We start from the raw sequence: 25388 nt of genomic DNA on the forward strand, positions 1-25388 counted from the left end.
GGCACCCGACACCGAAACCACTGGCCCGGCGGCCCGCGGTCCGTGGAGGATGGTGACCATGACCATCCACGCCGACCCGCTCAGCGCCGCGGGACTGCCCGATCTGCGCCCGGTCCTCGCCGAGCTGACCGGCCGGGGACTGCCCCTGCTCCTCGCCACCGTCTCCGGCGCGCACCTGTACGGATTCCCCTCCCGTGACTCGGACGTCGATCTGCGCGGGGTCCACCTCCTGCCCCTGGCCGACCTCATCGGCCTGCGGGAGGGCGAGGAGACCCAGACCCGGATGTGGGACCGGGAGGGCCTGGAGCTGGATCTGGTCACGCACGACCTGCTGAAGTTCTGTCGGCTGATGCTGCGCCGCAACGGCTATGTGCTGGAGCAACTGCTCTCCCCGCTGGTCGTGCACACCAGTGACGTGCACGGCGAGCTCGCCGCCCTGGCGCCCGGTGTGATCACCCGCGGGCACGCCCACCACTACCGCGGGTTCGCGGCGACGCAGTGGCGGCTGTACGAGAGGAACGGCGAGCTCAAGCCGCTGCTCTACACCTTCCGCGCGCTGCTCACCGGTATCCATCTGATGCGCGGCGGTGGTGTCGAGGCCCATCTGCCGACACTGCTCGGCCAGGTCACCGCCCCCGCCTACCTCCCCGAACTCATCGAGGCCAAGGCGGTGGCGGAGCACGGGCCGGCGACGGGCATGGGCATCGCCCATGTCGCCCGGGACGTCGAGACGCTGCACGCCGTGCTGGACGAGGCGCAGGCCGTCTCCCGGCTGCCGGAGGAGAGCAGCGCGCAGGACGCCCTGCACGACCTCGTGGTCCGGACGCGGGTGGCGGCATGAGCGGCGGCGGCCGGCGCCCGGCGACCGGCGCGCTGATCGGGCTGGCGATCGGTGACGCGCTCGGGTTCCCGACCGAGTTCAACGATGTGCCCTCGATCCTCAAGAAGATGGGCCCGTGGCGGGAGATGGGCCTGCTCTGGCCGGCGATCGTCACCGACGACACCCAGATGACGCTCGCGCTCGGGCGCGGTCTGCGCACCGCGATGGAGCGCGGGCCGCTGGCACCGCTGCGGCTGGCGCGGCCGGTGCGCGAGGAGTACGTCGAGTGGTGGCGGTCGCCGGAGAACAACCGGGCGCCCGGCAGGACCTGCCTGGTGGCCTGCGAGCGGCTCAGCCATGAGGGACGGGCCTGGCAGGACGCGAGCCAGACCGGCTCCAAGGGATGCGGCGCCAATATGCGGGTGGCGCCGATCGGGCTGGTGCCGGGGCTCGACGAGGAGACCCGCGCGGGCGCCGCGCAGCTCCAGTCGGCGCTGACCCACGGGCACCCCACCGCGCTCGCGGCGAGCGACCTCACCGCGCACGCGGTGCTGCTGCTCGCGCAGGGCACCCGGCCGGACGAACTGGTCGGCCTGCTGCGCGGCTACGCGACCGCCAACCGGTCCGTCTACCACCACCGTTGGCTGGACGACCTGTGGACGTACGCGCAGGACCCGCTGCCGACGAGCTTCATCGAACGCGGCTGGGACGACTGCCTGGCGGCGCTGGACCGGCTGGAGGCGGCGCTGCGCGACCCGGACCCGGAGGCGGACCCCTGTCTGGCCACCGGGGAGGGCTGGATCGCCGAGGAGGCGCTCGCCACCGGGCTGCTGTGCTTCCTGCTCTTCCCCGACGAGCCGGTGACCGCGCTGCGGCGGGCGGCCTGCACCTCGGGGGACTCGGACTCGATCGCCTGCCTCGCCGGCGCCTTCGCCGGCGCCCACCTCGGCGCGGCCGCCTGGCCCGCCGAGTGGGCCGGGCGGATCGAGTACCGCGAGGAGCTACTGGAGTTCGGCGCCCTGTGGGACGGCATCTGAGGCGGGAGCCGGGATCGGGTCCGGGGCGCCGGCCGAGGCGCGGCGCACCCGGATCAGGAAGTCCTCGACGCGGGCCCGGTCGGGTTCTGCCGGCAGCGGGGAACGGCTCGCGGCCGCGTCCGACGCGTCGTGCAGCTCCGCCATCCAGGCCCGCGCCTCGTCCCAGGAGACCTCGCCGCGCTTGACGGCCAGCAGCCGCTCCCGGTGCTCGCCGACGTCGATCCGCAGTTCACCGCTGCGCAGCACGTCACGGCAGCTGATCAGCAGCCGCAGCAGATGCATGGCGTGCTTCCAGCGCGGCACCCCGTGGTTGCGGATGTCGCGCTCGATCTTGTGCAGCTGCTGGGCCGCGTAGCCGCGGAAGGTGGCGTCGACCTGCCGGGACAGGAAGGCGCCGCGCAGCGCGAGCAGCTCGCGGCCGGTGTCGTCCAGCCGCTCCACGAGGGGTGAGTGCAGACACTCGAGGAGATTGGGGTTGGCGCGCAGCGCCAGCTCGCAGAAGCGCTCCACCTCCCACGAGAACTGCTCCTCCGCCGGGCCGTCCACGTGCGTCGGGGGCTTGGCGAAGCCCCAGAAGAGCGGGGTGGGTGCCACGTAGACGCCCCGGCGGTCGGTGTCGCTGCCCTCGGTGGCCAGCCCGAACGCGCGCGAGCCCATGACGCAGGAGTAGACGGTGTGACGGCGTACGAGTTCGTGTCCGGGCATGGGGCGATTATGACCAGGGGGTGAGCCGCAACGGATGGCCCACCGGGTCCCGCTCGACCTCCAGCATCCCGGTGACCGCCGTGCGGTTGATCCGGCCGTACACGTGGGGGAAGAGGGTGCCCTCGGCGACGCCGGGCGGCGGGGCCGGGTCCGCGGCCTCCCAGCGCACCGGGTGGTCCAGCGTCTCCTCGTCGATGAGCAGCACCATCAGCGGCCCGGCCGTCTCCCGGTAGAAGGCGTCGGCGACGGCCAGGGTGACGGCCTCGTCGGGCGAGCAGTGCACGAAGCCGTCCTCGGCGAGGGAGGCGGGCGCGTACGGGCGGTCGGGCTCGTGGAGCCAGGCGTCCAGCGGGACGAGGTGAAGGATCATGTGCATCGTTGTACCGGAAGCCGGTGACGCCCAAGTGGCGGATGTGTCCGCCCTGGGAGAGATTGACCCTGTTCGTCGCCGGGAGAGACGCGGGAAGCGACCCCGGCCGGTCTCTCGGAAGGGCGTGACCATGGCGGGACGCACCCCGTGCCGTGCGCCGGCCGCCCGTCTCGCAGGGCGGTCGCCGCGACCGGGTGCCTGATCACTTGGTTACGCTTGCCGGGTTCGGATGTACGGGCTTGAGGGAGCAGTGACGTGGCGGTACGAGCGGTCCGCGGAGCCGTCCAGCTGGAGCGGGACGAGGCGGAGCACATGCACGGACAGGTGTCCGAGCTGCTCACCGCCCTCCTGGAGCGCAACCGGCTCGCGGTGGACGACCTGATCAGCGTGATCTTCACCGCCACCCCTGACCTGCACAGCGACTTCCCGGCGGTGGCCGCACGCCGGCTCGGCATCGTCGACGTGCCGCTGGTCTGCGCCCAGGAACTGGACATCGAGGGCGCCATGCCGCGCGTGGTCCGCATCCTCGCGCACGTCGAGAGCGAGCTGCCCAGGAGCGAGATCGGGCATGTCTACCTCGGCGCCGCCGCCGCGCTCCGCAAGGACATCGCCCAGTGAGGACCGCCCTGGTCATCGGAACCGGCCTGATGGGCACCTCCGCCGCGCTCGCCCTCGTCTCGCGCGGCGTCGAGGTGTACCTGGAGGACCACGACCCGTCCGTCGCGCGCACCGCCGCCGCCCTCGGCGCGGGCAGCGCGCTGCCCCCCGAGGGCCAGGTCGACCTCGTCGTCGTCGCCGTACCGCCGGCGCACGTGGCGGCCACCCTCGCCGACGCGCAGCGCCGCGGCCTGGCCCGCGGCTACCTCGACGTGGCCAGCGTCAAGGCCGGTCCGCGCCGCGATCTGCAGGCGCTGGGCTGCGACCTGTCCCGCTACATCGGTACGCACCCGATGGCGGGCCGTGAGCGCTCCGGCCCGCTGGCCGGCACCGCCGACCTCTTCGAGGGCCGCCCGTGGGTGCTGACCCCCACCCGGGAGACCGAGACCGAGGTGCTCAACCTCGCCCTGGAACTCGTCGCCCTGTGCCGCGCCGTGCCGGTGGTGATGGACGCCGACGAGCACGACCGGGCCGTCGCGCTCGTCTCGCACACCCCGCAGCTGGTCTCCAGCATGGTCGCGGCCCGGCTGCAGCACGCCGAGGACACCGCGGTGCGGCTGTGCGGGCAGGGCATCCGTGACGTCACCCGTATCGCCGGATCGGAACCCGGCATGTGGATGGACATCCTGGCGGCCAACCCCGGCCCGGTGGCCGATGTGCTCGCCGAGGTCGCCACCGATCTGACCGGCGCCGTCGAGGCGCTGCGCGGGCTGCAGTCCGCCGACGGGGAGAAGCGCCGCACCGGCGCCGCCGGCATCGAGGACATCCTGCTGCGCGGCAACGCCGGCCGGGACCGGGTCCCCGGCAAGCACGGCACGGCCCCCAAGGCCTACGAGGTCGTCGCGGTGCTCATCGGCGACCAGCCGGGCGAGCTGGCGCGGATCTTCGCCGACGCGGGCGCGGCCGGCGTGAACATCGAGGACGTCCGCATCGAGCACTCGACGGGCCAGCAGGCCGGCCGGGTGCAGCTCATGGTGGAGCCGGCGGCGGCGCCGGCCCTGACGACCGCGCTGCGTGACCGGGGCTGGTCCATCCGCTCCTGAGGGCCCCGCGGCGGACCCTGCGACGAGGGTCCCGCGACGGTGCCCGAGGGCGCCGCAGCCGCCCCGGCGGCCCGGTGCGACGGGTTCCGGCGGCCGGGGACAACGGCTGTGGTACGTGTGCTGGTGGCCGGCCGGTAACCTTATGGGATGGCCTCCGGCGTCAGCCGGGCCGTCCTCACCCCGTAACCGTGCCCAAGGAAGGCCCTCGCGCTGTGGAATCTCCGGTGATCGTCGCCATCGACGGCCCCTCGGGCACGGGTAAGTCCAGCACGTCCAAGGCCGTCGCGGCCAAGCTCGGCCTCAGCTACCTCGACACCGGCGCCCAGTACCGGGCGATCACCTGGTGGATGCTGAGCAACGGCGTGGACGTGAGCGACACCGAGGCCGTGGCCAACGCCTCCGCCAAGCCCGTCATCGTCTCCGGCACCGAGCCCGTCGGCCCGACCATCACCGTGGACGGCGAGGACGCCTCGGGGCCGATCCGCACCCAGGAGGTCACCGCCGCGGTCAGCGCCGTCAGCGCGGTGCCCGAGGTGCGCACCCGGCTGGTCGGACTGCAGCGCGCGGCCGCCGCCTCCGCGCCGGACGGCATCGTCGTGGAGGGCCGGGACATCGGCACCACGGTGCTGCCTGACGCCACCCTCAAGATCTTCCTGACCGCTTCCGCCGAGGCCCGCGCGTCCCGGCGCAGCGGTGAGCTCAAGGGCGCGCAGAGCGTGCAGGCCACCCAGGACGCCCTGGTCAAGCGGGACGCGGCCGACTCCGGCCGGAAGACCTCGCCGCTGGCCAAGGCGGACGACGCCATAGAGGTCGACACCACGGACCTCTCCCTCGACCAGGTCATCGAGTGCATCGTCACCCTGATCGAGGAGAAGCGAGCGGCTCGGTGACGTCCCAGACCCTGACGGCGCCCGGCCCGCGCGGAGCGGCGGTCGGCCGCCGCATCGGCATTGGCCTGATGAACGGCCTGTGGCGGCCCCGCGTCCTCGGCGCCTGGCGGGTGCCGGCCCACGGGCCGGTCATTCTGGCGGGCAACCACTCGCACAACGTGGACGGGCCGATGATCATCGGCACCTCGCCGCGGCCCGTGCACTTCCTGGTCAAGAAGGAAGCGTTCGTCGGCCCGCTGGACCCGTTCCTGCGCGGTATCGGGCAGCTCGCCGTCGACCGCTACAGCGCCGACCGGACCGCCATCACGGCCGCGCTCGGCGTGCTGCAGCGCGGCGGAGTGCTCGGGATCTTCCCGGAGGGCACCCGCGGGGTCGGCGACTTCTCTGAACTGCGCTCCGGGCTCGCTTACTTCGCGGTGCGCTCCGGTGCGCCCGTCGTCCCCGTCGCCGTCCTGGGCAGCGCCCGCCAGGGGCGGCTGATATCCGGGCTGCCACCGCTGCGCAGCCGTATCGACATCGTTTTCGGCGACCCGTTCGATGCGGGCGACCCCAGTGGCCGCCGCACCCGTTCGGCGATGGACGCCGCCACGTCGCGCATCCAGGAGCACCTCACCGCGCACCTGGCCCACGCCAAGCAAGCCACCGGCCGCTGAACCACATCAGGTACCGCAGCCACCACTGTTGATCGACGGAGAAGCTTTCATGGACAACCAGAACGAACACGGCGACGTCGGCGCGCTCGGCGACGACGAGTACGCGGAGTTCATGGAACTCGCGGCCGAGGAAGGCTTCGACCTCGAAGAGGTCGCGGGCGACCTGGCGGCGGCGGGCCACGGCCCGCTCCCCGTCCTCGCCGTCGTCGGCCGCCCGAACGTCGGCAAGTCGACGTTGGTCAACCGCATCATCGGCCGCCGTGAGGCGGTCGTCGAGGACAAGCCGGGCGTCACCCGCGACCGGGTCAACTACGAGGCGAACTGGAACGGCCGCCGCTTCACCATCGTCGACACCGGCGGCTGGGAGCAGGACGTCCTCGGCATCGACGCCTCCGTCGCCGCCCAGGCCGAATTCGCGATCCAGGCGGCCGACGCGGTCGTCTTCGTCGTGGACTCCACGGTCGGCGCCACCGACACCGACGAGGCCGTCGTCCGGCTGCTGCGCAAGTCGGGCAAGCCCGTCGTGCTCGCCGCCAACAAGGTGGACGGCCAGTCCGGCGAGGCGGACGCCGCCGCGCTGTGGAACCTGGGCCTGGGCGAGCCGCACGCCGTCTCGTCGCTGCACGGCCGCGGCACCGGCGACCTGCTCGACGCGATCATGGAGGCGCTGCCCGAGGCGCCCGCGATGACCTTCGGCGGGGGTATCGGCGGCCCGCGCCGCATCGCCCTGATCGGCCGCCCGAACGTCGGCAAGTCGAGCCTGCTCAACCGCGTCGCCGGCGAGCACCGCGTGGTCGTCGACAAGGTCGCCGGCACCACCCGCGACCCGGTCGACGAGCTGATCGAGCTCGGCGGCATCACCTGGAAGTTCATCGACACCGCCGGTATCCGCCGCCGCGTGCACCTGCAGGAAGGCGCGGACTACTACGCGTCGCTGCGGACCGCGGCCGCGCTGACCAAGGCGGAGGTCGCGGTGGTCCTGATCGACACGACCGAGTCGATCAGTGTCCAGGACACCCGCATCATCACCATGGCCGTCGAGGCCGGGCGCGCCGTCGTCATCGCCTACAACAAGTGGGACCAGATCGACGAGGAGCGCCGCTATTACCTGGAGCGCGAGATCGAGCAGGATCTCGTCCAGGTCCAGTGGGCGCCGCGGGTGAACGTCTCGGCGCTCACCGGCCGTCACATGGAGAAGCTCGTCCCGGCGATCGAGGCCGCCATCGCGGGCTGGGAGACGCGCATCCCGACCGGCCGCCTCAACGCCTTCCTCGGCGAGCTGGTCGCCGGCCACCCGCACCCGATCCGCGGCGGCAAGCAGCCCCGCATCCTGTTCGGCACGCAGGCCGGCACCCGGCCGCCGCGGTTCGTGCTCTTCGCCTCGGGCTTCCTGGAGGCGGGGTACCGGCGCTTCGTCGAGCGCCGGCTGCGTGAGGAGTTCGGCTTCGTCGGCACGCCGATCCAGGTCTCGGTGCGGGTGCGCGAGAAGCGCGGCCGCAACAAGTAGTCCTGACCGGTGAGGGGCGGGCCCGTGCGGCCCGCCCCTCACCACCGGCCGCGTGACCCCGGCTAGAGCCCGTACATCCGGTTGTCGGTGCGGCCCGGCGGCAGCGCCGCGGCCGGGCGGTTGCCGCGGTGCCGGCCCGGCGCGGCGTCGTACGGCTGCTCGTGCCACGCCGAGAACGCGTTGAACTGCATGGCCTCCTCGCCGGAGCGGTCACCCGGCAGGGCCCGGAACAGCCTGCGGTACTCCGAGTAGAGAGCGTCGTAGATCGGCGTGCCACTGCTGACCCCGGAGGGATCCTGCCCGCTGCGCATCGACGGAATCTGGCTCTGGTAGGGGACTCGGGAGAAGGCGTCAAAGGTGTGCACGAATGTGCCAACGAGCGCTTACCGTCCAAGATGCGGGCAGCGCGGGGTAAATGCGGATCTTCGGTCGCACGAGAAGGGGCGCGTACGGGTTTCCGTACGCGCCCCTTCGTTCAGCGGTGCGCTGTTCGTTCAGCGTGCGCTGCGCCGTTCGGCGGTGTGAGGGCGGTGCCCCGGGCCGGACGGGCCGCTCAGGTGCCGCTCAGGTGCCCGAGAGCGGCATCGTCGCGCCGACCAGCAGGCCGCGGGCGGCCGCGCGCTCCAGCGCGTCACGCATCAGGTCCTCGCGCGGCTGGCGGCCGATCGAGTCGGCCGGGGCGGCGTAGACGTACACCTCGTTGGTGCGGTTCACCGCGCTGCGCCAGCCGTCGCTCACCTGCAGCGGCTGGTGGGCCTGCCACCAGGAGACGGCGGGGCCGCCGGCACTCGGCTGCAGGACCGCGTGCAGCTGGCCCATGGCCAGCAGCACCGACCAGCCGCTCAGGGCGGGCGGCGGTACCGCCAGGTCGAGCTGGGGCATGAAGCCCTGCTCGATCATGAGGGGGAGGAAGTCGTCCCCGTCGGCGGTGGACCCCGGACGGCTGATGGCGCCGGTGGGCTCGACCACCAGGGCCGGGCGGAGCGTTCCCTCCACCAGGACGAGCCCGCAGGTGATGCCCAGCACCGCCTGGCGCGGCGCGGCCGCGGTCCCGGCCTCCCGGGCTCCGTCCACCAGGGCGGAGGCCGTGCCGCCGGCCGCGTCGTCCGCGGTGATGCTGCGCACCGCGCCCTGGAGCTGCTCCTCCGAGACCGGCACCACCTGCGAGGGGATGCAGGTCGCGTGGGCGAAGGCGAGCACCGCGGTCTCGTCGCTGACGAACAGGACGGTGCTGGTGCGCTCCTGGCCGGTGTCGCCGGGGGTGCGGCAGGAGGTGCAGTCGTACGTCCCCGGGGCGTTCTCCCCGGCGAGCAGACGTGTGGCCTCCTCCTCGCCGATCTCGGCGCGTACCTCGGCGCTGACGTCGAGCATGGGCGGCACGGAGGCCTCCTTGACTGTGCGGCTGCGGTTTGCTGCGCAGGGCGTTCCCCCGCGCACAGTGACAACGGACGACCTGTGGTGAGGGTCACGCTCTACGGCACATCCGTTCCCGCCGCCGGGTGCGCAGGGTGACCGGCGACCCGGAGGATCTCACTCCATGTCGAGGTTCCGCCCGGAGGGAAGTTCCTGCAGCGGTGAAGTGGGTCACAGCCGGCGCGGCACCCATCCTGATTTAGGGTGACAAGGACGCGTCAATTGGACGGCGAAAATACGTCCTTACTTCGGGTAACCGCCAAGTGGCCTGCAACGAACCGGATTTGGTTGATTCGGTGCACCTGGGGTGTCTAGGTTCTCGGCTCGTGTGCAAAGAGCACCGCCCGGGTTCGGACGGGCACCGGCGTCCGACGCGCCGGTGCACGTTCTCGAGGCACGTAGGGGGAACCCCGGGTCCGTGGAGAGAGGGAATCCATGGTCTTGGCCAAGTACCGAGTCATCGCTGTGTTCACCGGCATGGCGGCACTGAGCCCGCTGGCCGTCCTGGCCGCGGGAGGACAGGCCGCGGCGGCCGACGGCGGAGTGTGGGACCGCATCGCCAAGTGCGAGAGCGGCGGCGACTGGCACATCAACAACGGCAACGGCTACTACGGCGGACTGCAGTTCGCCGCCGGCACCTGGCGGTCGAACGGCGGCACGCAGTACGCCGCGACCGCCGACAAGGCCTCCCGTGAGCAGCAGATCGCGATCGCGACGAAGGTGCAGCGGTCGAGCGGCTGGGGAGCGTGGCCGGTCTGCGCCCGCCGCGCCGGAGCGTACGGCGACGCGCCGTCCGCCGGCACTCCCAAGGCGACACCCCCGAAGGCGAAGACGGTGAGGCCGAAGGCGCAGCCGCCGCGGGCCGCCGAACACCCGGGCCGCGGCCAGGAGCGCGCCGCGATCGCGGTCACGTCCCGGGCGGCCGGAGCCCCGCTGGCGGTCCGCCCGCCGGCCTGGTGGCCCGCCTGGTGACGACCTCTCCGGCGTGGCATTCGGCCTGACGCCAGGTCAGGGCGGCTGCTCCGACCGGGTGGGACGCCCGGCGCGCCGGGCGCGGCGGGAGCCGGGAGCGGACGGGACGTGCTTAGCGTGACCCGCTATGAACGACCTGTCCTCATTTCATCGCATGAACGCACTGGTCGGGCGCCGGGCCATGGTTCTCGCGGCAACCGCCGCCACCGTCCTGGCCGCCCTGCTCCCGCTCTCGGCCGCACCCGCCCGCGCCGACTCCCCGCCCGCGCACGGGGACACGCCCACCACCACCGGGTCCGCCGCCCACGCGGGCACCCCGGCGGACACCCCGGAGCTTCCCCGCCCCGCGGTGTGGGACGGCCTCGCGATGTGCGAGAGCAGCGGCGACTGGCACATCAACTCCGGCAACGGCTACTACGGCGGCCTGCAGTTCTGGCAGCCGACCTGGGAGGAGTTCGGCGGCCTGAAGTACGCGCCGCGGGCCGACCTGGCCACCCCGGCGCAGCAGATCGCCGTCGCGCAGGAGGTACAGCGCGTCCAGGGCTGGGACGCCTGGCCGGTCTGCTCCAAGGAGCAGCACCTCACGGGCCGCGTCCACATCGTCGTGGCGGGCGACACCCTGCAGTCGATCGCCACGAAGTTCGCGGTGCGCGGCGGCTGGCAGGAGCTCTACCGGGTCAACCAGAAGGCGATCGGCGCCGACCCGGACCAGCTCGGCGTCGGCACGACACTGCTCATTCCGGACACTCCGCGGGCTCGCCTGTGAACACCACCTCCCCGCGCCGCAGTTCATGGACCACGGTGGTCGCCGGGCGCAGCGCGGCGGGCAGCGGCTGCTCCGCCACGACGACGGTGCGCCCACCGCCCGCCGTGAGGCCCGCCAGCGCCCCGTAGGCGAGCGCCGCGCCCCGGGATGACAGTCCGAGGCCCGGCTCGTCCAGCAGGACGAGCCGGGCCCGCGTCAGCAGCGCCCGTGACACCGCCAGCATCCGCTGCTCACCGCGTTCTCGGGCGACCCCCGGTTCGGCCAGGTCCGCGCGAAGGCCGGCCAGGTCCGGCTCACCTCGGCCACGGCCGCCGAGGGCGTACGACACCTATCCGCACCTGTACGGGATCTACGGGAGCGACGCCCCCCGCGAGGGCACCCCCGGCTGGGGCGGCACGCTGTACGCGGGTACCGAGGTCTACCGCTGGTTCAAGGGCAGCAGGCCAGGACCGCCGCGGTCGTCTCCTGCAACCAGTCCGCCTCGGCACGGTACCCGCAGCAGCTCCTCCAGGGGCTGCGGGCCGAGGGATACAAGACGATCAGTGAACAAGTCGACTTCGCCCTGGCACCCGTCACCTTCGCCGCGCTGCCGGATCCGCCGGCCACCCGCCGCACCTGCCTGTCCGTCGCCCGCCCCCGACGAGGTAGGGGACCCCTGTGCGCGGCAGGGACCCCTGGACGAGGCGGACCCCTGACCCCTGGACGCGGCAGGGGACAAAGGCCAGATCTTGCTATCGTCCGTCTGTCGTCCGTCTGTCGTCCGCGGACGGCAACGGGCGGGGAATCCGCCGGGCAACCGGGAGACACGGAAACGCATGCGCATCTCATTCCTGATCCACAACGCGTACGGAATCGGTGGCACCATCCGTACGACGTGCACCCTCGCCGGCGAGCTGGCCGAGCGGCACGATGTGGAGATCGTCTCCGTCTTCCGGCACCTGGACGAACCGCAGTTCGTCTACGACCCCCGCGTCCGGCTGCGGCACCTGGTCGATCTGCGCAAGGACAGCCAGGACTCCGACCTCGACGACCCGCGGCGCGCCACCCCCGCCACGGTCTTCCCGGCGTCCGACCGCCGCCACGACCACTACAGCGCCCTCACCGACGAGCGCATCGCCCGCCATCTGGCGCAGCTCGACGCGGACGTCGTCGTCGGCACCCGCCCCGGGCTCAACGTCCACATCGCGCGGCAGGCCCCGCGCACCATGGTGCGCGTCGCCCAGGAGCACCTCACCCTCGACACCCACTCCACCAAGCTCGTGCTCCTGCTGCGCCGGCTGTACCCACGGCTGGACGCGGTCGTCACCACCACCGCGGCCGACGCCGCCGCCTACCGCCGCCGGATTCCGGGGGTCCGGGTCACCCCGGTGCCGAACAGCGTCCCGGCCTCCGACGTCGACCCTTCGCCGTGCACAGCACCGGTCGTGGTCGCCGCCGGCCGGCTGGCGCCCGCGAAGTGCTACGACGATCTGATCCGGGCCTTCGCCAAGGTCGCCGCCGAACGGCCGGACTGGACCCTGCGGCTGTACGGTGCGGGCGCCGAGCGGAAGAAGCTGGCCGGCCTCGTCACCGAGCTCCACGCGCAGGACGCCGTCCGTCTCATGGGCCCCGCCTCGCCGTTGGAGCCGGAGCTGGCGAAGGCGTCGATCCTCGCCGTCTCCTCCAGCATGGAGTCGTTCGGCATGACGATCGTCGAGGGCATGCGCGCCGGCCTTCCCGTCGTCAGCACCGACTGTCCGCTCGGCCCGCGGGAGATCATCTCCGACGGCGTGGACGGCCTGCTCGTACCGCCGCGCGACATCGACGCGATGGCCGCCGCGCTGCTGCGGCTGATCAACGACGACGAACTGCGCGTCACGATGGGCCGCGCGGCGTCCGTCAAGGGCGAGCAGTACGACCCGGACCGGATCGCCCGGCTGCACGAGGCCCTCTTCCAGCGGCTGCTCGAGGCCCGCGCCCGGCGGGGCGGCCGCGGGCGCGCCGCCGTGCTGTCGGCCGGCGGACAGGTGCTGGGCGCCGCGTACGCCCTCGGTGACGTGGCGCTGGCGGCGGGACGCAAGGCCCGGCGGACGCTGGGGAAGTGACGCCTGGGCAGTGCCGCCAGGTGAGTCAGGCCTGTCAGTGACGCCAGGTCGGTCAGGCCTGGCCGATGACAGGCGTCACTGACGTTTGTCCAGCGACACTTCGTCGGCGGCGTCCAGCGCCGACAGCGCCCCGGCCGGCACTTCCGGGTGGTGCAGATCGAAGGCGGGGGATTCGGAGCGAATCCTCGGCAGCGTCAGGAAATTGTGCCTGGGCGGTGGGCAGGAAGTGGCCCACTCCAGGGAGCGGCCGTATCCCCAGGGATCGTCGACGGTCACCTTCTCGCCGTACTTCGCCGTTTTCCAGACGTTGTAGAGGAACGGCAGCGTCGACATTCCGAGCAGGAACGCGCCGATCGACGAGATCGTGTTGAGCGTGGTGAATCCGTCGGCCGCCAGATAGTCCGCGTAGCGGCGGGGCATTCCCTCGACGCCCAGCCAGTGCTGCACCAGGAACGTGATGTGGAAGCCGAAGAACAGCGTCCAGAAATGGATCTTCCCCAGCCGTTCGTCGAGCATCTTCCCGGTGAACTTCGGCCACCAGAAGTAGAAACCGGCGAACATCGCGAACACCACGGTCCCGAACACCACGTAGTGGAAGTGCGCCACGACGAAGTAGGTGTCGCTGACATGGAAGTCCAGTGGCGGGGAGGCGAGAATGACTCCGGTCAGCCCGCCGAAGAGGAAGCTCACCAGAAAGCCGATCGACCACAGCATCGGCGTCTCGAACGACAGTGAGCCGTTGATCATCGTGCCGACCCAGTTGAAGAACTTCACACCGGTCGGCACCGCGATCAGGAACGACATGAAGGAGAAGAACGGCAACAGAACGGCGCCGGTCACGAACATATGGTGGGCCCACACCACTATCGAAAGACCGGTGATGGCCATGGTCGCACCGACCAGCGTCAGATAACCGAAGATCGGCTTGCGGGAGAACACCGGGAGGATCTCGGAGATGATCCCGAAGAACGGCAGCGCGATGATGTAGACCTCCGGATGACCGAAGAACCAGAACAGGTGCTGCCACAGCAGCGCCCCGCCGTTCTGCGGTGCGAACACCATCGAGCCGAACCGCCGGTCCGACTCCAGCACCAGCAGCGCCGCGGCCAGCACCGGGAACGCCAGCAGGACCAGGATCGACGTGAACAGGACGTTCCAGGTGAAGATCGGCATCCGGAACATCGTCATGCCGGGCGCGCGCATTCCGATGATCGTGGTCAGGAAGTTCACCGCGCCGAGGATCGTGCCGAAACCGGACAGTGCCAGTCCCATGATCCACATATCGGCGCCGATTCCGGGGGAGCGGGTCATGCTGTTCAGCGGCGCGTAAGCGAACCAGCCGAAGCTCGCGGGCCCGTCCGGGACGAGAAAACTGCCCAGGACGATCAGCCCGCCGAAGAGATACAGCCAGTACGAGAACATGTTCAGCCGGGGAAACGCGACATCGGGCGCGCCGATCTGCAACGGCATGATCTCGTTCGCGAAACCGGCGAAGGCCGGGGTCGCGAAGAGCAGCAGCATGATCGTGCCGTGCATCGTGAACAGCTGGTTGAACTGCTCGTTCGACAGGAACTGCAGTCCGGGACGGGCCAGTTCGGCGCGCATCATCAGCGCCATCAGCCCGGCCGCCAGGAAGAACCCGAACGACGTGATCAGATAGAGATGGCCGATCTTCTTGTGATCGGTTGTGGTGAGCCAGTCCACCACCACGCCGCCCGGCCGCGGCACACGCGCCGGTTCGGCCGTGGCCTCTTCCTTCGCAGGTGCCGTCATCGGCTTCCCCTCGCTGTCCGATCGCCGTCAACCACTTCACGACGCGCGTCAGTTGAACGGCCGTGAGCCCATCATGCTCGCCGACCTGACCATCACGCGAGAGTGCGTAAGCCATCTGGCCGAGCCGGTTCACTAGCAGTAACGTGCGCGGCATCAGCTCTCGGCATCATCAAAAGGAGCAGGCTCATGACGGTCTATCAGCCCCCCGGAAACTCTGGCAGCCCCGCCTCCTTCCCCTCCCGCTACGAGAACTGGATCGGCGGAGAATGGACGGCGCCGGTCGCGGGCGGCTATTTCGAGAACCCGACGCCCGTCACCGGCCAGGCGTTCGTGGACATAGCCCGCTCCACCGCCGCGGACGTCGAACTCGCCCTGGACGCGGCGCACTCGGCGGCCCCCGCCTGGGGGCGTACCGCCCCCGCCGAGCGGGCGTCCGTCCTCAACCGGATCGCCGACCGGATGGAGCAGCACCTCACCGAACTGGCCGTCGCCGAGGTGTGGGACAACGGCAAGCCGGTCCGTGAGGCGCTGGCCGCCGACCTGCCGCTGGCCATCGACCACTTCCGGTACTTCGCGGGCGTGCTGCGCGGCCAGGAGGGGTCGATCTCGCAGATCGACGAGGACACCGTCGCCTACCACTTCCAGGAGCCGTTAGGAGTGGTCGCGCAGATCATCCCCTGGAACTTCCCGATCCTGATGGCCGTCTGGAAGCTCGCCCCGGCGCTCGCGGCCGGCAACTGCGTGGTCCTCAAGCCGGCCGAGCAGACCCCGGCCTCGATCATGTACCTGATGGACCTGATCCAGGACCTCATCCCGCCGGGCGTCGTCAACATCGTCAACGGCTTCGGCACCGAAGCCGGCAAGCCGCTCGCCTCCAGCCCCCGCGTCGCGAAGGTCGCCTTCACCGGCGAGACCACCACCGGCCGGCTGATCATGCAGTACGCGAGCCAGAACATCGTCCCGGTCACCCTCGAACTCGGCGGCAAGAGCCCCAACATCTTCTTCGCCGACGTCGCGGCGGCCCCCGACGAGTTCTACGACAAGGCCCTCGAAGGCTTCGCGATGTTCGCCCTCAACCAGGGCGAGGTCTGCACCTGTCCGTCCCGCGCCCTCATCCAGGCGTCGATCTACGACAGCTTCCTCGGCGACGCCCTGGAGCGCACCCGCTCGATCCAGCAGGGCAACCCCCTCGACACCGGCACGATGATCGGCGCCCAGGCCAGCAACGACCAGCTCGAGAAGATCCTGTCCTACATCGACATCGGCACCGCCGAGGGCGCCAAGCTCCTCACCGGCGGCGAGCGCGTCGACCTGGGCGGCGCCCTCTCCGGCGGCTACTACGTGGCCCCGACGATCTTCGAGGGCGACAACAGCATGCGGATCTTCCAGGAGGAGATCTTCGGCCCCGTCGTCTCCGTCGCCCGCTTCGACCAGTTCGACGACGCCGTCTCCATCGCCAACGACTCCCTCTACGGGCTCGGCGCCGGCGTCTGGACCCGCGACATGAACACCGCGTTCCGCGCCGGCCGCGCCATTCAGGCCGGCCGCGTCTGGACCAACTGCTACCACGCCTATCCGGCCCACGCGGCCTTCGGCGGCTACAAGAACTCCGGCATCGGCCGCGAGAACCACAAGATGATGCTCGACCACTACCAGCAGACCAAGAACCTGCTGGTCAGCTACAGCCCGAACGCGCTGGGCTTCTTCTAGCCGCCCACGACCCCCGGGCCGCAGAATGCGGCCCGGGGGTTCGCGGGGGCGCGCGGGGGTCGTAGGTCGGGTTCGAGACAGGGACGGTGAAGCATGGATGTGGCGAACCGGGTCGAGGTGACCGGGATGGCGGCGGAACTGTTGCGGCGGCTGGCCGATGAGCACGGTCCGTTGATGTTCCACCAGTCCGGCGGGTGCTGCGACGGCAGTTCGCCGATGTGCTATCCGGCGGGCGAGTTCCTGACCGGTGACTCGGACGTGCACCTGGGGGACCTGGGCGTGGCGGGCATGGAACCGGTGCCGGTGTGGATGGCCCGGGACCAGTTCGCGTACTGGTCCCATACGCATCTGACGATTGACGTGGTGCCCGGGCGGGGGAGTGGTTTTTCCCTGGAGGCGCCGACGGGAAATCGCTTCCTTATCCGCTCCCGGCTGTTGACCGACGAAGAGTTGAAGGCATTGCGGACATGATGTGCGCGAGCCATGCGCATGCTGTGTCGACGGTGAATTAACCGCTTTCCGAACATTTCCGCGAGAGATCAAACTCCTCAGCGGATTCTGTGACAGAAGCGTGACGATCAATGCTGAGTACTGCCCGTACGCGCCTTCCCGGATGTACGCCGCGTGCTTACGGTGGGGGTATGGCACCGATACCGACACCTGGACCCCGGCCCCCGGAAGACCCCGCGAAGGCCTACACGGGGCTGCCCTCGGACGAGGCGGAACGGCGCGCCAGAGAGCGCGGCTGGACCACGGTCCGGTCGCTCCCGGAGGGGGCGATCGTGACGATGGAGTACGTGGCGGGGCGGCTGAACTTCAGCGTCGCGGACGGCAGAGTGACGCGCTGCTGGCAGGGTTGACGGGCCGGAAACGGAGGGAGGCCGTGGGAACCGCCGGAGCGGTTCCCACGGCCTCGCGTGGTCGTTGGGGTGGTGGGGAGCGGCGCTAGCTGCCTGCGGCGCCGCGCCCGCGCACCTGCTGGTGGGCGAGCGGGATGGGGCGGACGGGCCGTTCCGCGGGCGGCCGGCGGCTGCCCGTGGGGGTGACGGGAGTGCGCTCGTGGCGGGCGGCCGGCGGCCGTCCCGGAGCGTGCGGCATGGCGGCCGCGTGGCCGCCCGTGGCGGCGCCGACGGGCTCCAGCGCGGGCTGGCCGCCCCCCTTGGAGGCCCGCTGCGTCACCAGGCCGGGGCGCTGCCCGAGTGTGCGGGCCGGGGCGGGAGCGAGTCCCGAACCGTGCCGGAGCCGGTGCCAGGCGGCCACCAGGAAGTCCTCGGCCCAGGCCATCGCGGGCTCGAACCAGGGGAGCGCGAGCAGCACCAGCAGGCCGGCGGCCCAGCCGAGCAGCACGTCACTGACCCAGTGGGTGCCGAGGTAGATGGTGGTCATACCGACCCCGAGGGCCAGCAGCGCGGCGATGACCGAAGCCCACCGGCGTACCCGTGGCGTGGTCGCCAGATATGCCAGAACGCCCCAGGTCACGACCGCGTTCGCGGTGTGGCCCGAGGGAAATATATCGCCGCCGGCGAAGAGCTCGGGAGATCCCACGGCGGTGGCGTAGTGCGGGCCCAGCCTTCCGAGCCCGTACTTCACGGCGCCAACGGTGATGTTCAGCAACAGGAGGGAGGCGCCGAGGGCCAGCATCGGGTGCAGGCTCCGCTGCCGCCAGGCCCGCCAGCCCAGCCAGGCCGCGACCATCACGGCCGTCGGGCCGCGCTGTCCCAGGACCACGAAGTAGTCCAGGGCCGCGTGGATCTGGGGCCATTGCTTGTAGGGGCGCCACAGCATGACCTGCCAGTCCAGCGTCACGAGCTTGGAGGAGGTGACGACGCCCACGACGATGGCCACGTAGACCGCAAGCGTCGAGCCGAACAGCCAGAGGCGTGTTCGGCTCATACGCGGTAGGTCGCGTGTGGTCGGGTACTCCGCCGGTCGGTGGAGCTTCTCATCGGTACGCACCGAATCGACGTTACAGCGTGTGACAGCAGTGATCGGCCGAACGAGCGTCTTTGTAATGACGATGTGATGTGGAGTGCGTCTCACCCGTTCCTTTGGCACTCACAGATTGAGTGAAAATTCGGGAACTCTGGATTTTATGTTCGGGTGTCGATACTCACATCACAACCGCCTTTTTATCGGCTATTACCCTCAGGGATGCACTGCGTTTCCCGTCCGAATGGCGGGACGCCGCGGTGATCATGGGGCCCGGGGCGTGCGATAGCGTTTGGGGCCGCCGCGGCGGTACCCGCGTGACCTGGGCCTTCGGGCCCGCCGGGCGCGGCAGGTAACGCAGCGTCAAGATCGAAGCGCACGACGAACCAGAGGAGCACGCCGTGGTCCGCCCCGGGAGGCAGCCGGCACTCGGCGTCGCTGTCGTGTTCACCGCGGCGGCGGTCGTCCAGCAGATCCTGCCGGCCGTCGGCGTCGGCGGCCCGCTGCCGGGCTGGCAGCCCCTTCCGTTCCTGCTCGTGGCCGCTCCCGCGTGGCTGCTGGCCCGCCCCTGGGCGACGGCCGGGCGCAAACCGCCGTACGTACTGTCCTGGCTCGTGGTCCGGCTGCGGCATGTCCCGCCGTGGGCGCTGCCCGCCGCCGTGCTCGCGGCGGCCGCCGTGGTCTGGGCCGCGCTGCAGGACCAGGAGCCGTACCTCGGGCACGAGGAGGCGGTCTACGCGAACAAGGCGCGGTCCTGGCTGGACGGCACGCCGGACGCGGGCTGGGGCACCTACCGGCCGATCGGACTGCCCGTGCTGGGCCGGCTCGCGCTGGGCCTGAGCGACACCGTCGGGGCGGTCAGGACCGTGGCGCTCGTCCTGGCGCTCTTCACCCTCACCGTCACGTACGTCGTCGCCGCCCGCTGGACGACCCCGCGGCGGGCGGCCGTCGCGGCGCTGCTGGTGCTGGGCGGGCTGGGCTTCCTGCGCCGGCTCCCCGAGTTCCTCAACGACATCGGCTCCACCGGCCTGTTGCTGATCGTGGTGTACCTGCTGACGAGGGCGCAGGAGAAACCCTCCTCGCGCGCCCTGCTCTGGGTGCCGCCCGTCGCACTGGCCGCGTTCTACCTGCGCTACGGCGTCGCCGGGAACCTCGTCGCGATCGCGATCGCCGCCGTCGCGGTCTACGGGCCGCGCGCCTGGCTGGCGCAGCGCGGCCGGCTGGCCGTGGCGGCGGCGGTCTTCCTCGCCGGCCTGGTGCCGCACTTCGTCTACGCGACGAAGGTGGCCGGCTGGCCGCTGGGACTGATCTTCTCCGCCACCTCGCACGCGAACCGCGCCTACGTGGGCGACGGATTCGTCTACTACCTCGGGATCTTCCCGTACCGGCTGGCCGGCGACCTCGGCGCGGTGGTGATGGCGGCCGGCCTCTACGCGGCGGGCGCCGCCCTCCGGCGGCGCCGGAGCACCGGGACCGAGGGCCGGACGGCCCGCCGGAAGGTGTTCCTGGGGTCGACGGCCGTCCTCGTCATCGTCCTGCTCGGGATGGCCACCGACGGAGAGCCGCGCTTCATCTACCTGTCGGTGGTGCTGCTCACCGTCCTCGGCGTGCAGGCGATCGGCGACCTGACGGGACGCTGGTCCGCGCACGTCCTGACGGCCGTGGCACTGCTCGCCGCCGTCACCGTCCCGGCGACCGCCATGTCGGTGGCCCGCGGGGCGATGCCCGCACCGAACGCGGAGCGTGACTCGACGGTTCCGGTGGCGGAACAACTCGCCTCGGACGGTCCGTGCCTGCTGGTCACCGGCTACGAACCGGAGATGGGCTGGTACTCGGGCTGCGACGCGATCACCTACGCCCAGGCGGCGGAGACGGACTTCCCGGCGGGCACCAGGGTCAGTTTCGTCCTCTTCCGGCACGGCCGGCTGCAGCCCGGCGCCGCCGTGCTGCGCGACCTCATCGACGGCCACTCCGTCACCACCCGAACCATCCGTACCACCGGGTCGCTGGGCACCGCCACCGTCATCACCCTGCGCTGATCCCGGCCCCGGCCAGGCGCCGCACGGGAACCCGCGCCCCGGACCCCTGCCGCCCCCGGAGCGGGTCATTCCGTCAAGGTGAGGTGGGCCACATGACCAGACCTCCACCTGGCGTACTCTGTCGTCTCACTCGCCTTTACCGCCGGTCCACCGGAATGGTGTGCGACGTCCAGTTCCGAGGTAGTGAGAGCACCCCGCTGGGAGGTACGTAGATGACTGGGACGACAACGGTCGGCTCGGTGAGGCCGGCAGCCGTCCCACCGCATCAGCGTCCGGCCGGACGCTGGACCGTCCTGGTGGTCCTGTGCGTGAGCCTGCTGCTCGTCGCGCTCGACGCGACCGTGCTGCACGTCGCCGTTCCCGCGCTCACCGAAGATCTGCACCCGGGCGCGATACAGCTGCTCTGGATCGTCGACGCCTATCCGCTCGTCGCCGCCTCACTGCTGATCCTCTTCGGCACCCTCGGCGACCGCGTCGGACGGCGAAAAATCCTGCTGATCGGCTACGGGCTCTTCGGCCTCGCCTCGGCCCTCGCCGCGTTCGCCACCGGCGCGCACGTCCTCATCGCGGCCCGGGCGCTGCTCGGGGTCGGCGGCGCCATGATCATGCCGGCGACGCTGTCGATACTCCGCCAGGTCTTCCCCGACCGCCGGGAGCGCGCGGTCGCCATCGGTGTGTGGAGCGCGGTCGCCGCCGTGGGCGCCGCGGTCGGACCGGTACTGGGCGGCTTCCTCGTCGAGCACTTCTGGTGGGGATCGGTCTTCCTCATCAACATTCCGCTGATGGTCGTGATCCTGCCGCTCGCGCGCTGGCTGCTCCCCGAGTCCAGGGGCGAGGGCTGCGGCCCGTGGGACGTCCTCGGCGCCCTCATGGCGGCGTTCGGCGTCCTCGGCGTGGTCCTCGGCGTCAAGCGCCTCGGCGGCGGCGCGAGCCTGCTCGACCCCGGGGCGGTCGGCCCCGTCGTGGTCGGCGCGGTGCTGCTGGTGCTCTTCGTGCGCCGGCAGAAGCGCCGCGAACACCCGCTCATAGACATCGGCATGTTCTCCCGCCCCACCTTCAGCACCTCCGTCGGCTGCATCGTCCTGGCCATGCTCGCGCTCGTCGGCCTGGAACTGATCGCCGTCCAGTACCTGCAACTGGTGCTCGGCCTCAGTCCCTTCTCGACCGGGCTCCGCCTGCTGCCGCTCACCTTCGCCGCGATGGCGGCCGGACTGTGCGGCTCGCGCCTGCTGCACCGCTTCGGGCCACGCGCCATGGTCGGCACCGGGTTCGTACTCACCGCCGTCGCCGTCCTGTCCCTGACCCTGATGGGACAGACCGACCGGCCGATGCTGCTCACCGGCGCCTTCGTGCTGCTCGGATTCGGCCTGGAGACCACGATCTTCGGCGCGTACGAATCCATGCTGAGCGAAGCCCCCGCCGCTCAGGCGGGCGGCGCAGCGGCCATCGGCGAGACCTCCTACCAACTCGGCGCGGGCATGGGCATCGCGCTGCTGGGCAGCGTGATGAACGCCGCGTACGGTCCCGGCGTGGCGCACGTCCCCGGCGTCCCGTCCGCCGACGGCGCCGCCGCGGGGAACTCGCTGGGGGAGGCGTACGACGTCTCCGGCCGGCTCGGCGGCCCGGCGGGAGCCGCGCTGCGGCAGGCCGCCCGGCACTCCTTCGTGACCGGGCTGCACGTCACGCTGGTCGTCAGCGCCGGACTGCTCCTGCTGGGCGCGCTCGCCGCGCTCCGGCTGCCGCGGGTGATGGACTGCGGCGCCCTCCTCCTGAAAGCGGAGGGATTCGGCGCCCACGAGACCCCCGCTCACGAGACCCCCGCCCATGAGGCGCCAGCCCACGAGAGCCCCGCCCACGAGGTGCCCGCCGGAGAACGCCGGCCGTCCCTCGCGAAGTACCCGGACCACCCGGACCACCAGAACCACTCGGGCCACCCGCTGCCCGCCCAGCACCACGCGCCCGAGGCCGAACGCCTGGTGTCCGCGGGCGAACAGCAGGCGGGACTTTACGTGGCGGGAGCACGCACGTAGCGTCGTCCCCGACCTTGTAGATCACCTCGTAGCTCACCCAGGAGACCGTCATGTCCGGGAGCGCGCTGCCGCCGTTCGATCCGTACGATCCGCTCGGGATCGACGATCTGCTCAGTGACGAGGACCGCGCGGTGCGCGAGACCGTCAGGAACTGGGCCGCGGACCGCGTACTGCCGTACGTGGCGGGCTGGTACGAGTCGGGCGAACTGCCCGTCATCCGCGAACTCGCCAGGGAACTCGGCGCCATCGGCGCGCTCGGCATGTCCCTCACCGGCTACGGCTGCGCGGGCGCCAGCAACGTCCAGTACGGCCTGGCCTGCCTGGAACTGGAGGCGGCCGACTCCGGCATCCGCTCGCTCGTCTCCGTACAGGGATCGCTGGCGATGTACGCCATCCACCGCTTCGGCTCCGAGGAGCAGCGCCAGGAGTGGCTGCCGCGAATGGCTTCCGGCGAGGTCATCGGCTGCTTCGGGCTCACCGAGCCCGACGTCGGCTCCGACCCGGCCGGGATGCGCACGTACGCCAAGCGCGACGGTGACGACTGGGTGCTCAACGGTCGCAAGATGTGGATCACCAACGGTTCGGTGGCCGGCGTCGCCGTGGTCTGGGCCCGCACCGACGACGGCATCCGCGGCTTCGTCGTCCCCACCGACGCCCCCGGCTTCTCGGCGCCGGAGATCAAGCACAAGTGGAGCCTGCGCGCCTCGGTCACCAGCGAACTCGTCCTGGACGACGTCCGGCTGCCCGCCGGTGCCGTGCTCCCCGAGGGCGCCGGCCTCAAGGGCCCGCTCAGCTGTCTGAGCCACGCGCGCTACGGCATCGTCTGGGGTGCGATGGGCGCGGCCCGCAGCAGCTTCGCGGCGGCGCTGGAGTACTCGAAGACCCGCGAGCAGTTCGGCCGGCCCATCGGCGGCTTCCAGCTCACCCAGGCCAAACTCGCCGACATGGCGGTGGAACTGCACAAGGGCATCCTGCTCGCCCACCACCTCGGGCAGCGGATGGACGCCGGGCGGCTGCGCCCGGAGCAGGTCAGCTTCGGCAAGCTCAACAACGTGCGCGAGGCGATCGAGATCTGCCGGACCTCGCGCACCATCCTCGGTGCCAACGGCATCTCGCTGGAGTACCCGGTGATGCGGCACGCGACCAACCTGGAGTCCGTGCTCACCTACGAGGGCACCGTGGAGATGCACCAACTGGTCCTGGGCAAGGCACTCACCGGACTCGACGCGTTCCGGTGAGCCGCCCGGCCCGGTCCCGGCAGACCGGCCCCGGCACCGACCGGTCGGTGCCGGGGCCGGCCGCCGCGGTCAGCGTCCTGCCGGAGCCTGCGGAGGCACCCCGCTCCGGCCCGGTGGATGGGCGTCAGGAGTGGTGAACGTGTAGCCGGCCTCGATCAGCGCCGGCAGGTAGCTCTTCAGCGCGGCGACCGTCTGGGAGCGGTCGCCGCCGCTGCCGGGCGCGGGATCGCTGTCGCCGCCCTCGGTGCCGTCGTGGTTCAGCACGATGGCGCCGGTGGCCGCACCGGCGAGGACCCGGTCGGCGATGGTGCCGGAGCCGGGGTTGGCCCAGTCCGTCGGGTCCACCGACCAGGAGATCGGGCGCAGCCCGAGGTCGGCGCAGACGGTCAGGGAGGCGTCCGCGAAGTCGCCGTAGGGGGCCCGGAACAGCACCGGCGCCCGCACACCGGTCTTCGTGACGGCGTCCTGAGTGCGCTGCATCTGGTCGCGGACGTCCGCGGCGGACAGGTCGCTGAGATGCGGGTGGGACCAGGTGTGGTTTCCCAGCGAATGCCCCTCGGCGGCGATGCGGCGCACGACGTCCGGGTACAGCCCGATGTTGTCGCCGCACACGAAGAACGTCGCATGGACGCCGTGGCCGCGCAGGACGTCCAGCACCTGCGGCGTGTACTGCGGACTGGGGCCGTCGTCGAAGGTGAGGGCCATCACCATGGAACCGGCGCTGACCTCGGTCTCAGGCGTGGGCACCTGCCGGGCTCGCGCGGCCGCGGGCGCCGCCGCTGCGGCGCCGAGGCCGAGCAGCGCTGTGGCGCCAACGGCAAGGAAGTGGCGGCGGGGCAGCTCACCGCGGGTCTGTGGCATGGGATCATCTTGAGCGGCCGACGGCCCGGCTCGATGATGGACGCGCCGAGTCCGGGCGGATCGGGGACGGGGCCGAAAAAGACACACGCCAAGGCTCCGACCGCCGGATGCAGCTTCACCGCAGGGCCGCCTGGGGGCCGTCCGAGGGTGACCAAGGACGACTACCAGCGACCGTTGACGACGGCTCCCAGGCTGCTCACAGCGTTGTCCATACCGTACTTCCGTGGTGCTGAGCGTGGTTGATCAGTTCTGGTTGAAGAATCCGTCCGCGCCGCGCTTCGACTCGGCGTTGAGGACCATGTAGTCGGCGGGGGTCAGCAGGAAGACACGGGTGGCGATGCGCTCGATCGAGCCGCGCAGCCCGAAGGTGAGACCCGCCGCGAAGTCGACGACGCGCTTGGCGTCGCTCGACTCCATACCCGTAAGGTTCACGATCACGGGCACGCCCTTGCGGAAGAGCTCGCCGATGCCGCGGGCATCCCGGAAGCCGTCCGGGGTCACGGTGGCGATCTGACGGCCCTGTTCCTCGGCCGTCTCACTCGCCACCTGGACCCTGGGGTCGGTCACCCAGGTGTCGCCGCGCTCGGATCCCTCGCCGTAGTCGGCGTACTCCTCGTCGTAGTAGCTCTCGTCGCCGTTGTCGTCGACGAGGCCCAGCCAGGCACTCGCCCGTCGAACCGAACCCATGGACGCCTCCTCTCACACGCGGTCAAAATCGTCCGCACCCCTATGGTCGTCCATGATGCCGATGATGCGCCAAGCGGATAGCCGCCACCCAGGGGACTTGTGACGGTACTGGTGCACAAGATAGGTGTCGGGGAGTCAGGTAGCCATAGGCATACGGAAGGTGACGAAGTGATGGGAGCGCTCCCCTCTTCCGGGTGACGCGGC

The 25388-nt window shown here is 71.3% G+C and carries 25 protein-coding genes; 16 read left to right on the top strand and 9 right to left on the bottom strand.

From position 1 onward, the window contains the following. Window positions 1–58: 58 nt before the first annotated feature. Together LNW73_RS26075 and LNW73_RS26080 are read left to right on the top strand one after the other, a co-directional pair. The gene (locus LNW73_RS26075) at window positions 59–841 is read left to right on the top strand and encodes a nucleotidyltransferase domain-containing protein (protein ID WP_250975210.1); all 783 of its coding nucleotides are present in this window, start codon (window positions 59–61) and stop codon (window positions 839–841) included. After that, on the top strand, window positions 838–1857 hold the full coding sequence (locus tag LNW73_RS26080; RefSeq protein ID WP_250991562.1) for an ADP-ribosylglycohydrolase family protein: 1020 nt from the start codon (window positions 838–840) through the stop codon (window positions 1855–1857). The genes LNW73_RS26075 and LNW73_RS26080 overlap by 4 nt, the downstream gene beginning before the upstream one ends. On the opposite strand, the gene LNW73_RS26085 is transcribed toward LNW73_RS26080, so the two are convergent. Together LNW73_RS26085 and LNW73_RS26090 are read right to left on the bottom strand one after the other, a co-directional pair. After that, on the bottom strand, window positions 1822–2562 hold the full coding sequence (locus LNW73_RS26085) for a nucleotidyltransferase domain-containing protein (RefSeq protein ID WP_250975208.1): 741 nt from the start codon (window positions 2560–2562) through the stop codon (window positions 1822–1824). The two genes, LNW73_RS26080 and LNW73_RS26085, sit on opposite strands and share 36 nt — an antisense overlap. Before the next feature lie 7 nt (window positions 2563–2569). Then, window positions 2570–2932: a DUF952 domain-containing protein gene (locus tag LNW73_RS26090; protein WP_250991563.1), complete on the bottom strand. Its 363-nt coding sequence runs from the start codon at window positions 2930–2932 to the stop codon at window positions 2570–2572. A gap of 255 nt (window positions 2933–3187) precedes the next feature. Between LNW73_RS26090 and aroH the strand changes: the two genes are divergently transcribed. From aroH to der, 5 genes are all read left to right on the top strand, one after another. Beyond that, on the top strand, window positions 3188–3550 hold the full coding sequence (aroH, locus tag LNW73_RS26095) for a chorismate mutase (RefSeq protein WP_138353351.1): 363 nt from the start codon (window positions 3188–3190) through the stop codon (window positions 3548–3550). Continuing rightward, the gene (locus tag LNW73_RS26100; protein ID WP_250991564.1) at window positions 3547–4632 is read left to right on the top strand and encodes a prephenate dehydrogenase; all 1086 of its coding nucleotides are present in this window, start codon (window positions 3547–3549) and stop codon (window positions 4630–4632) included. Before aroH ends, LNW73_RS26100 begins: the two co-directional genes overlap by 4 nt. A gap of 212 nt (window positions 4633–4844) precedes the next feature. Continuing rightward, window positions 4845–5522: a (d)CMP kinase gene (gene cmk, locus LNW73_RS26105; protein ID WP_308401918.1), complete on the top strand. Its 678-nt coding sequence runs from the start codon at window positions 4845–4847 to the stop codon at window positions 5520–5522. Further along, a complete protein-coding gene (locus LNW73_RS26110) occupies window positions 5480–6175 on the top strand; it encodes a lysophospholipid acyltransferase family protein (protein ID WP_374117207.1) in 696 nt (231 codons plus the stop codon). The genes cmk and LNW73_RS26110 overlap by 43 nt, the downstream gene beginning before the upstream one ends. A gap of 49 nt (window positions 6176–6224) precedes the next feature. Further along, the gene (gene der / locus LNW73_RS26115) at window positions 6225–7682 is read left to right on the top strand and encodes a ribosome biogenesis GTPase Der (protein ID WP_250975204.1); all 1458 of its coding nucleotides are present in this window, start codon (window positions 6225–6227) and stop codon (window positions 7680–7682) included. Window positions 7683–7744: 62 nt separating this feature from the next. Here the strand turns inward: der and LNW73_RS26120 are convergent, their stop codons facing one another. Then, window positions 7745–7993, bottom strand: coding sequence for a hypothetical protein (locus LNW73_RS26120; protein WP_250975203.1), 249 nt, complete (start codon window positions 7991–7993; stop codon window positions 7745–7747). Between the two features lie 253 nt (window positions 7994–8246). Beyond that, a complete protein-coding gene (locus LNW73_RS26125) occupies window positions 8247–9062 on the bottom strand; it encodes a hypothetical protein (protein WP_250975202.1) in 816 nt (271 codons plus the stop codon). A 468-nt stretch (window positions 9063–9530) separates the two neighbouring features. On the opposite strand from LNW73_RS26125, the gene LNW73_RS26130 reads away from it, so the two are divergent. Together LNW73_RS26130 and LNW73_RS26135 are read left to right on the top strand one after the other, a co-directional pair. After that, window positions 9531–10067: a transglycosylase family protein gene (locus LNW73_RS26130; protein WP_250991565.1), complete on the top strand. Its 537-nt coding sequence runs from the start codon at window positions 9531–9533 to the stop codon at window positions 10065–10067. A 154-nt stretch (window positions 10068–10221) separates the two neighbouring features. After that, entirely contained in the window at window positions 10222–10833 is a 612-nt protein-coding gene (locus LNW73_RS26135) for a LysM peptidoglycan-binding domain-containing protein (protein ID WP_250991566.1), read from the top strand. Here the strand turns inward: LNW73_RS26135 and LNW73_RS26140 are convergent. Beyond that, window positions 10802–11161, bottom strand: a complete 360-nt coding sequence (locus LNW73_RS26140; protein ID WP_374118188.1) for a hypothetical protein — start codon at window positions 11159–11161, stop codon at window positions 10802–10804. The two genes, LNW73_RS26135 and LNW73_RS26140, sit on opposite strands and share 32 nt — an antisense overlap. A gap of 487 nt (window positions 11162–11648) precedes the next feature. On the opposite strand from LNW73_RS26140, the gene LNW73_RS26150 reads away from it, so the two are divergent. After that, window positions 11649–12917 (top strand): glycosyltransferase, encoded by a 1269-nt coding sequence (locus tag LNW73_RS26150; protein ID WP_250991567.1) that lies wholly within the window; start codon window positions 11649–11651, stop codon window positions 12915–12917. Window positions 12918–12992: 75 nt separating this feature from the next. Here the strand turns inward: LNW73_RS26150 and ctaD are convergent, their stop codons facing one another. Further along, a complete protein-coding gene (ctaD, locus tag LNW73_RS26155; protein ID WP_250991568.1) occupies window positions 12993–14690 on the bottom strand; it encodes an aa3-type cytochrome oxidase subunit I in 1698 nt (565 codons plus the stop codon). 186 nt (window positions 14691–14876) lie between these two features. Between ctaD and adh the strand changes: the two genes are divergently transcribed. From adh to LNW73_RS26170, 3 genes are all read left to right on the top strand, one after another. After that, window positions 14877–16400 carry an aldehyde dehydrogenase gene (gene adh / locus LNW73_RS26160; RefSeq protein ID WP_250991569.1) on the top strand — a complete coding sequence of 508 codons (1524 nt, stop codon included), beginning with the start codon at window positions 14877–14879 and terminating at the stop codon, window positions 16398–16400. Between the two features lie 93 nt (window positions 16401–16493). Beyond that, window positions 16494–16871, top strand: coding sequence for a DUF779 domain-containing protein (locus tag LNW73_RS26165; RefSeq protein ID WP_138353337.1), 378 nt, complete (start codon window positions 16494–16496; stop codon window positions 16869–16871). A 170-nt stretch (window positions 16872–17041) separates the two neighbouring features. Beyond that, complete coding sequence (locus tag LNW73_RS26170; RefSeq protein ID WP_250991570.1) at window positions 17042–17260, top strand: I78 family peptidase inhibitor; 219 nt, start codon at window positions 17042–17044, stop codon at window positions 17258–17260. 85 nt (window positions 17261–17345) lie between these two features. On the opposite strand, the gene LNW73_RS26175 is transcribed toward LNW73_RS26170, so the two are convergent. Then, window positions 17346–18356 (bottom strand): phosphatase PAP2 family protein, encoded by a 1011-nt coding sequence (locus LNW73_RS26175; protein WP_374118189.1) that lies wholly within the window; start codon window positions 18354–18356, stop codon window positions 17346–17348. A gap of 374 nt (window positions 18357–18730) precedes the next feature. Here LNW73_RS26175 and LNW73_RS26180 point away from each other — a divergent pair, with 374 nt between their 5' ends. From LNW73_RS26180 to LNW73_RS26190, 3 genes are all read left to right on the top strand, one after another. Continuing rightward, window positions 18731–20368 carry a glycosyltransferase family 39 protein gene (locus LNW73_RS26180; RefSeq protein WP_250991572.1) on the top strand — a complete coding sequence of 546 codons (1638 nt, stop codon included), beginning with the start codon at window positions 18731–18733 and terminating at the stop codon, window positions 20366–20368. Window positions 20369–20580: 212 nt separating this feature from the next. Then, entirely contained in the window at window positions 20581–22398 is a 1818-nt protein-coding gene (locus LNW73_RS26185) for an MFS transporter (protein ID WP_250991573.1), read from the top strand. Between the two features lie 50 nt (window positions 22399–22448). Further along, a complete protein-coding gene (locus LNW73_RS26190; RefSeq protein ID WP_250975192.1) occupies window positions 22449–23636 on the top strand; it encodes an acyl-CoA dehydrogenase family protein in 1188 nt (395 codons plus the stop codon). 69 nt (window positions 23637–23705) lie between these two features. Here LNW73_RS26190 and LNW73_RS26195 read toward each other — a convergent pair whose 3' ends face one another. Beyond that, complete coding sequence (locus LNW73_RS26195; RefSeq protein ID WP_250991574.1) at window positions 23706–24497, bottom strand: polysaccharide deacetylase family protein; 792 nt, start codon at window positions 24495–24497, stop codon at window positions 23706–23708. 243 nt (window positions 24498–24740) lie between these two features. Continuing rightward, the gene (locus LNW73_RS26200; RefSeq protein WP_138353331.1) at window positions 24741–25184 is read right to left on the bottom strand and encodes a cell division protein SepF; all 444 of its coding nucleotides are present in this window, start codon (window positions 25182–25184) and stop codon (window positions 24741–24743) included. Between the last annotated feature and the right edge of the window lie 204 nt (window positions 25185–25388).

This window comes from Streptomyces sp. RKAG337, from assembly GCF_023701715.1.
Classification (GTDB): Bacteria; Actinomycetota; Actinomycetes; order Streptomycetales; family Streptomycetaceae; genus Actinacidiphila.

What these genes read in the sequence shown, in the direction of transcription:
- LNW73_RS26075 (WP_250975210.1), top strand. Translation starts at nt 59, where the DNA reads ATGACCATCCACGCCGACCCGCTCAGCGCCGCGGGACTGCCCGATCTG.
- LNW73_RS26080 (WP_250991562.1), top strand. Translation starts at nt 838, where the DNA reads ATGAGCGGCGGCGGCCGGCGCCCGGCGACCGGCGCGCTGATCGGGCTG.
- LNW73_RS26085 (WP_250975208.1), bottom strand. Translation starts at nt 2,562, where the DNA reads ATGCCCGGACACGAACTCGTACGCCGTCACACCGTCTACTCCTGCGTC.
- LNW73_RS26090 (WP_250991563.1), bottom strand. Translation starts at nt 2,932, where the DNA reads ATGATCCTTCACCTCGTCCCGCTGGACGCCTGGCTCCACGAGCCCGAC.
- der (WP_250975204.1), top strand. Translation starts at nt 6,225, where the DNA reads ATGGACAACCAGAACGAACACGGCGACGTCGGCGCGCTCGGCGACGAC.
- LNW73_RS26120 (WP_250975203.1), bottom strand. Translation starts at nt 7,993, where the DNA reads ATGCGCAGCGGGCAGGATCCCTCCGGGGTCAGCAGTGGCACGCCGATC.
- LNW73_RS26130 (WP_250991565.1), top strand. Translation starts at nt 9,531, where the DNA reads ATGGTCTTGGCCAAGTACCGAGTCATCGCTGTGTTCACCGGCATGGCG.
- LNW73_RS26135 (WP_250991566.1), top strand. Translation starts at nt 10,222, where the DNA reads ATGAACGCACTGGTCGGGCGCCGGGCCATGGTTCTCGCGGCAACCGCC.
- LNW73_RS26150 (WP_250991567.1), top strand. Translation starts at nt 11,649, where the DNA reads ATGCGCATCTCATTCCTGATCCACAACGCGTACGGAATCGGTGGCACC.
- ctaD (WP_250991568.1), bottom strand. Translation starts at nt 14,690, where the DNA reads ATGACGGCACCTGCGAAGGAAGAGGCCACGGCCGAACCGGCGCGTGTG.
- adh (WP_250991569.1), top strand. Translation starts at nt 14,877, where the DNA reads ATGACGGTCTATCAGCCCCCCGGAAACTCTGGCAGCCCCGCCTCCTTC.
- LNW73_RS26165 (WP_138353337.1), top strand. Translation starts at nt 16,494, where the DNA reads ATGGATGTGGCGAACCGGGTCGAGGTGACCGGGATGGCGGCGGAACTG.
- LNW73_RS26170 (WP_250991570.1), top strand. Translation starts at nt 17,042, where the DNA reads ATGGCACCGATACCGACACCTGGACCCCGGCCCCCGGAAGACCCCGCG.
- LNW73_RS26185 (WP_250991573.1), top strand. Translation starts at nt 20,581, where the DNA reads ATGACTGGGACGACAACGGTCGGCTCGGTGAGGCCGGCAGCCGTCCCA.
- LNW73_RS26190 (WP_250975192.1), top strand. Translation starts at nt 22,449, where the DNA reads ATGTCCGGGAGCGCGCTGCCGCCGTTCGATCCGTACGATCCGCTCGGG.
- LNW73_RS26195 (WP_250991574.1), bottom strand. Translation starts at nt 24,497, where the DNA reads ATGCCACAGACCCGCGGTGAGCTGCCCCGCCGCCACTTCCTTGCCGTT.
- LNW73_RS26200 (WP_138353331.1), bottom strand. Translation starts at nt 25,184, where the DNA reads ATGGGTTCGGTTCGACGGGCGAGTGCCTGGCTGGGCCTCGTCGACGAC.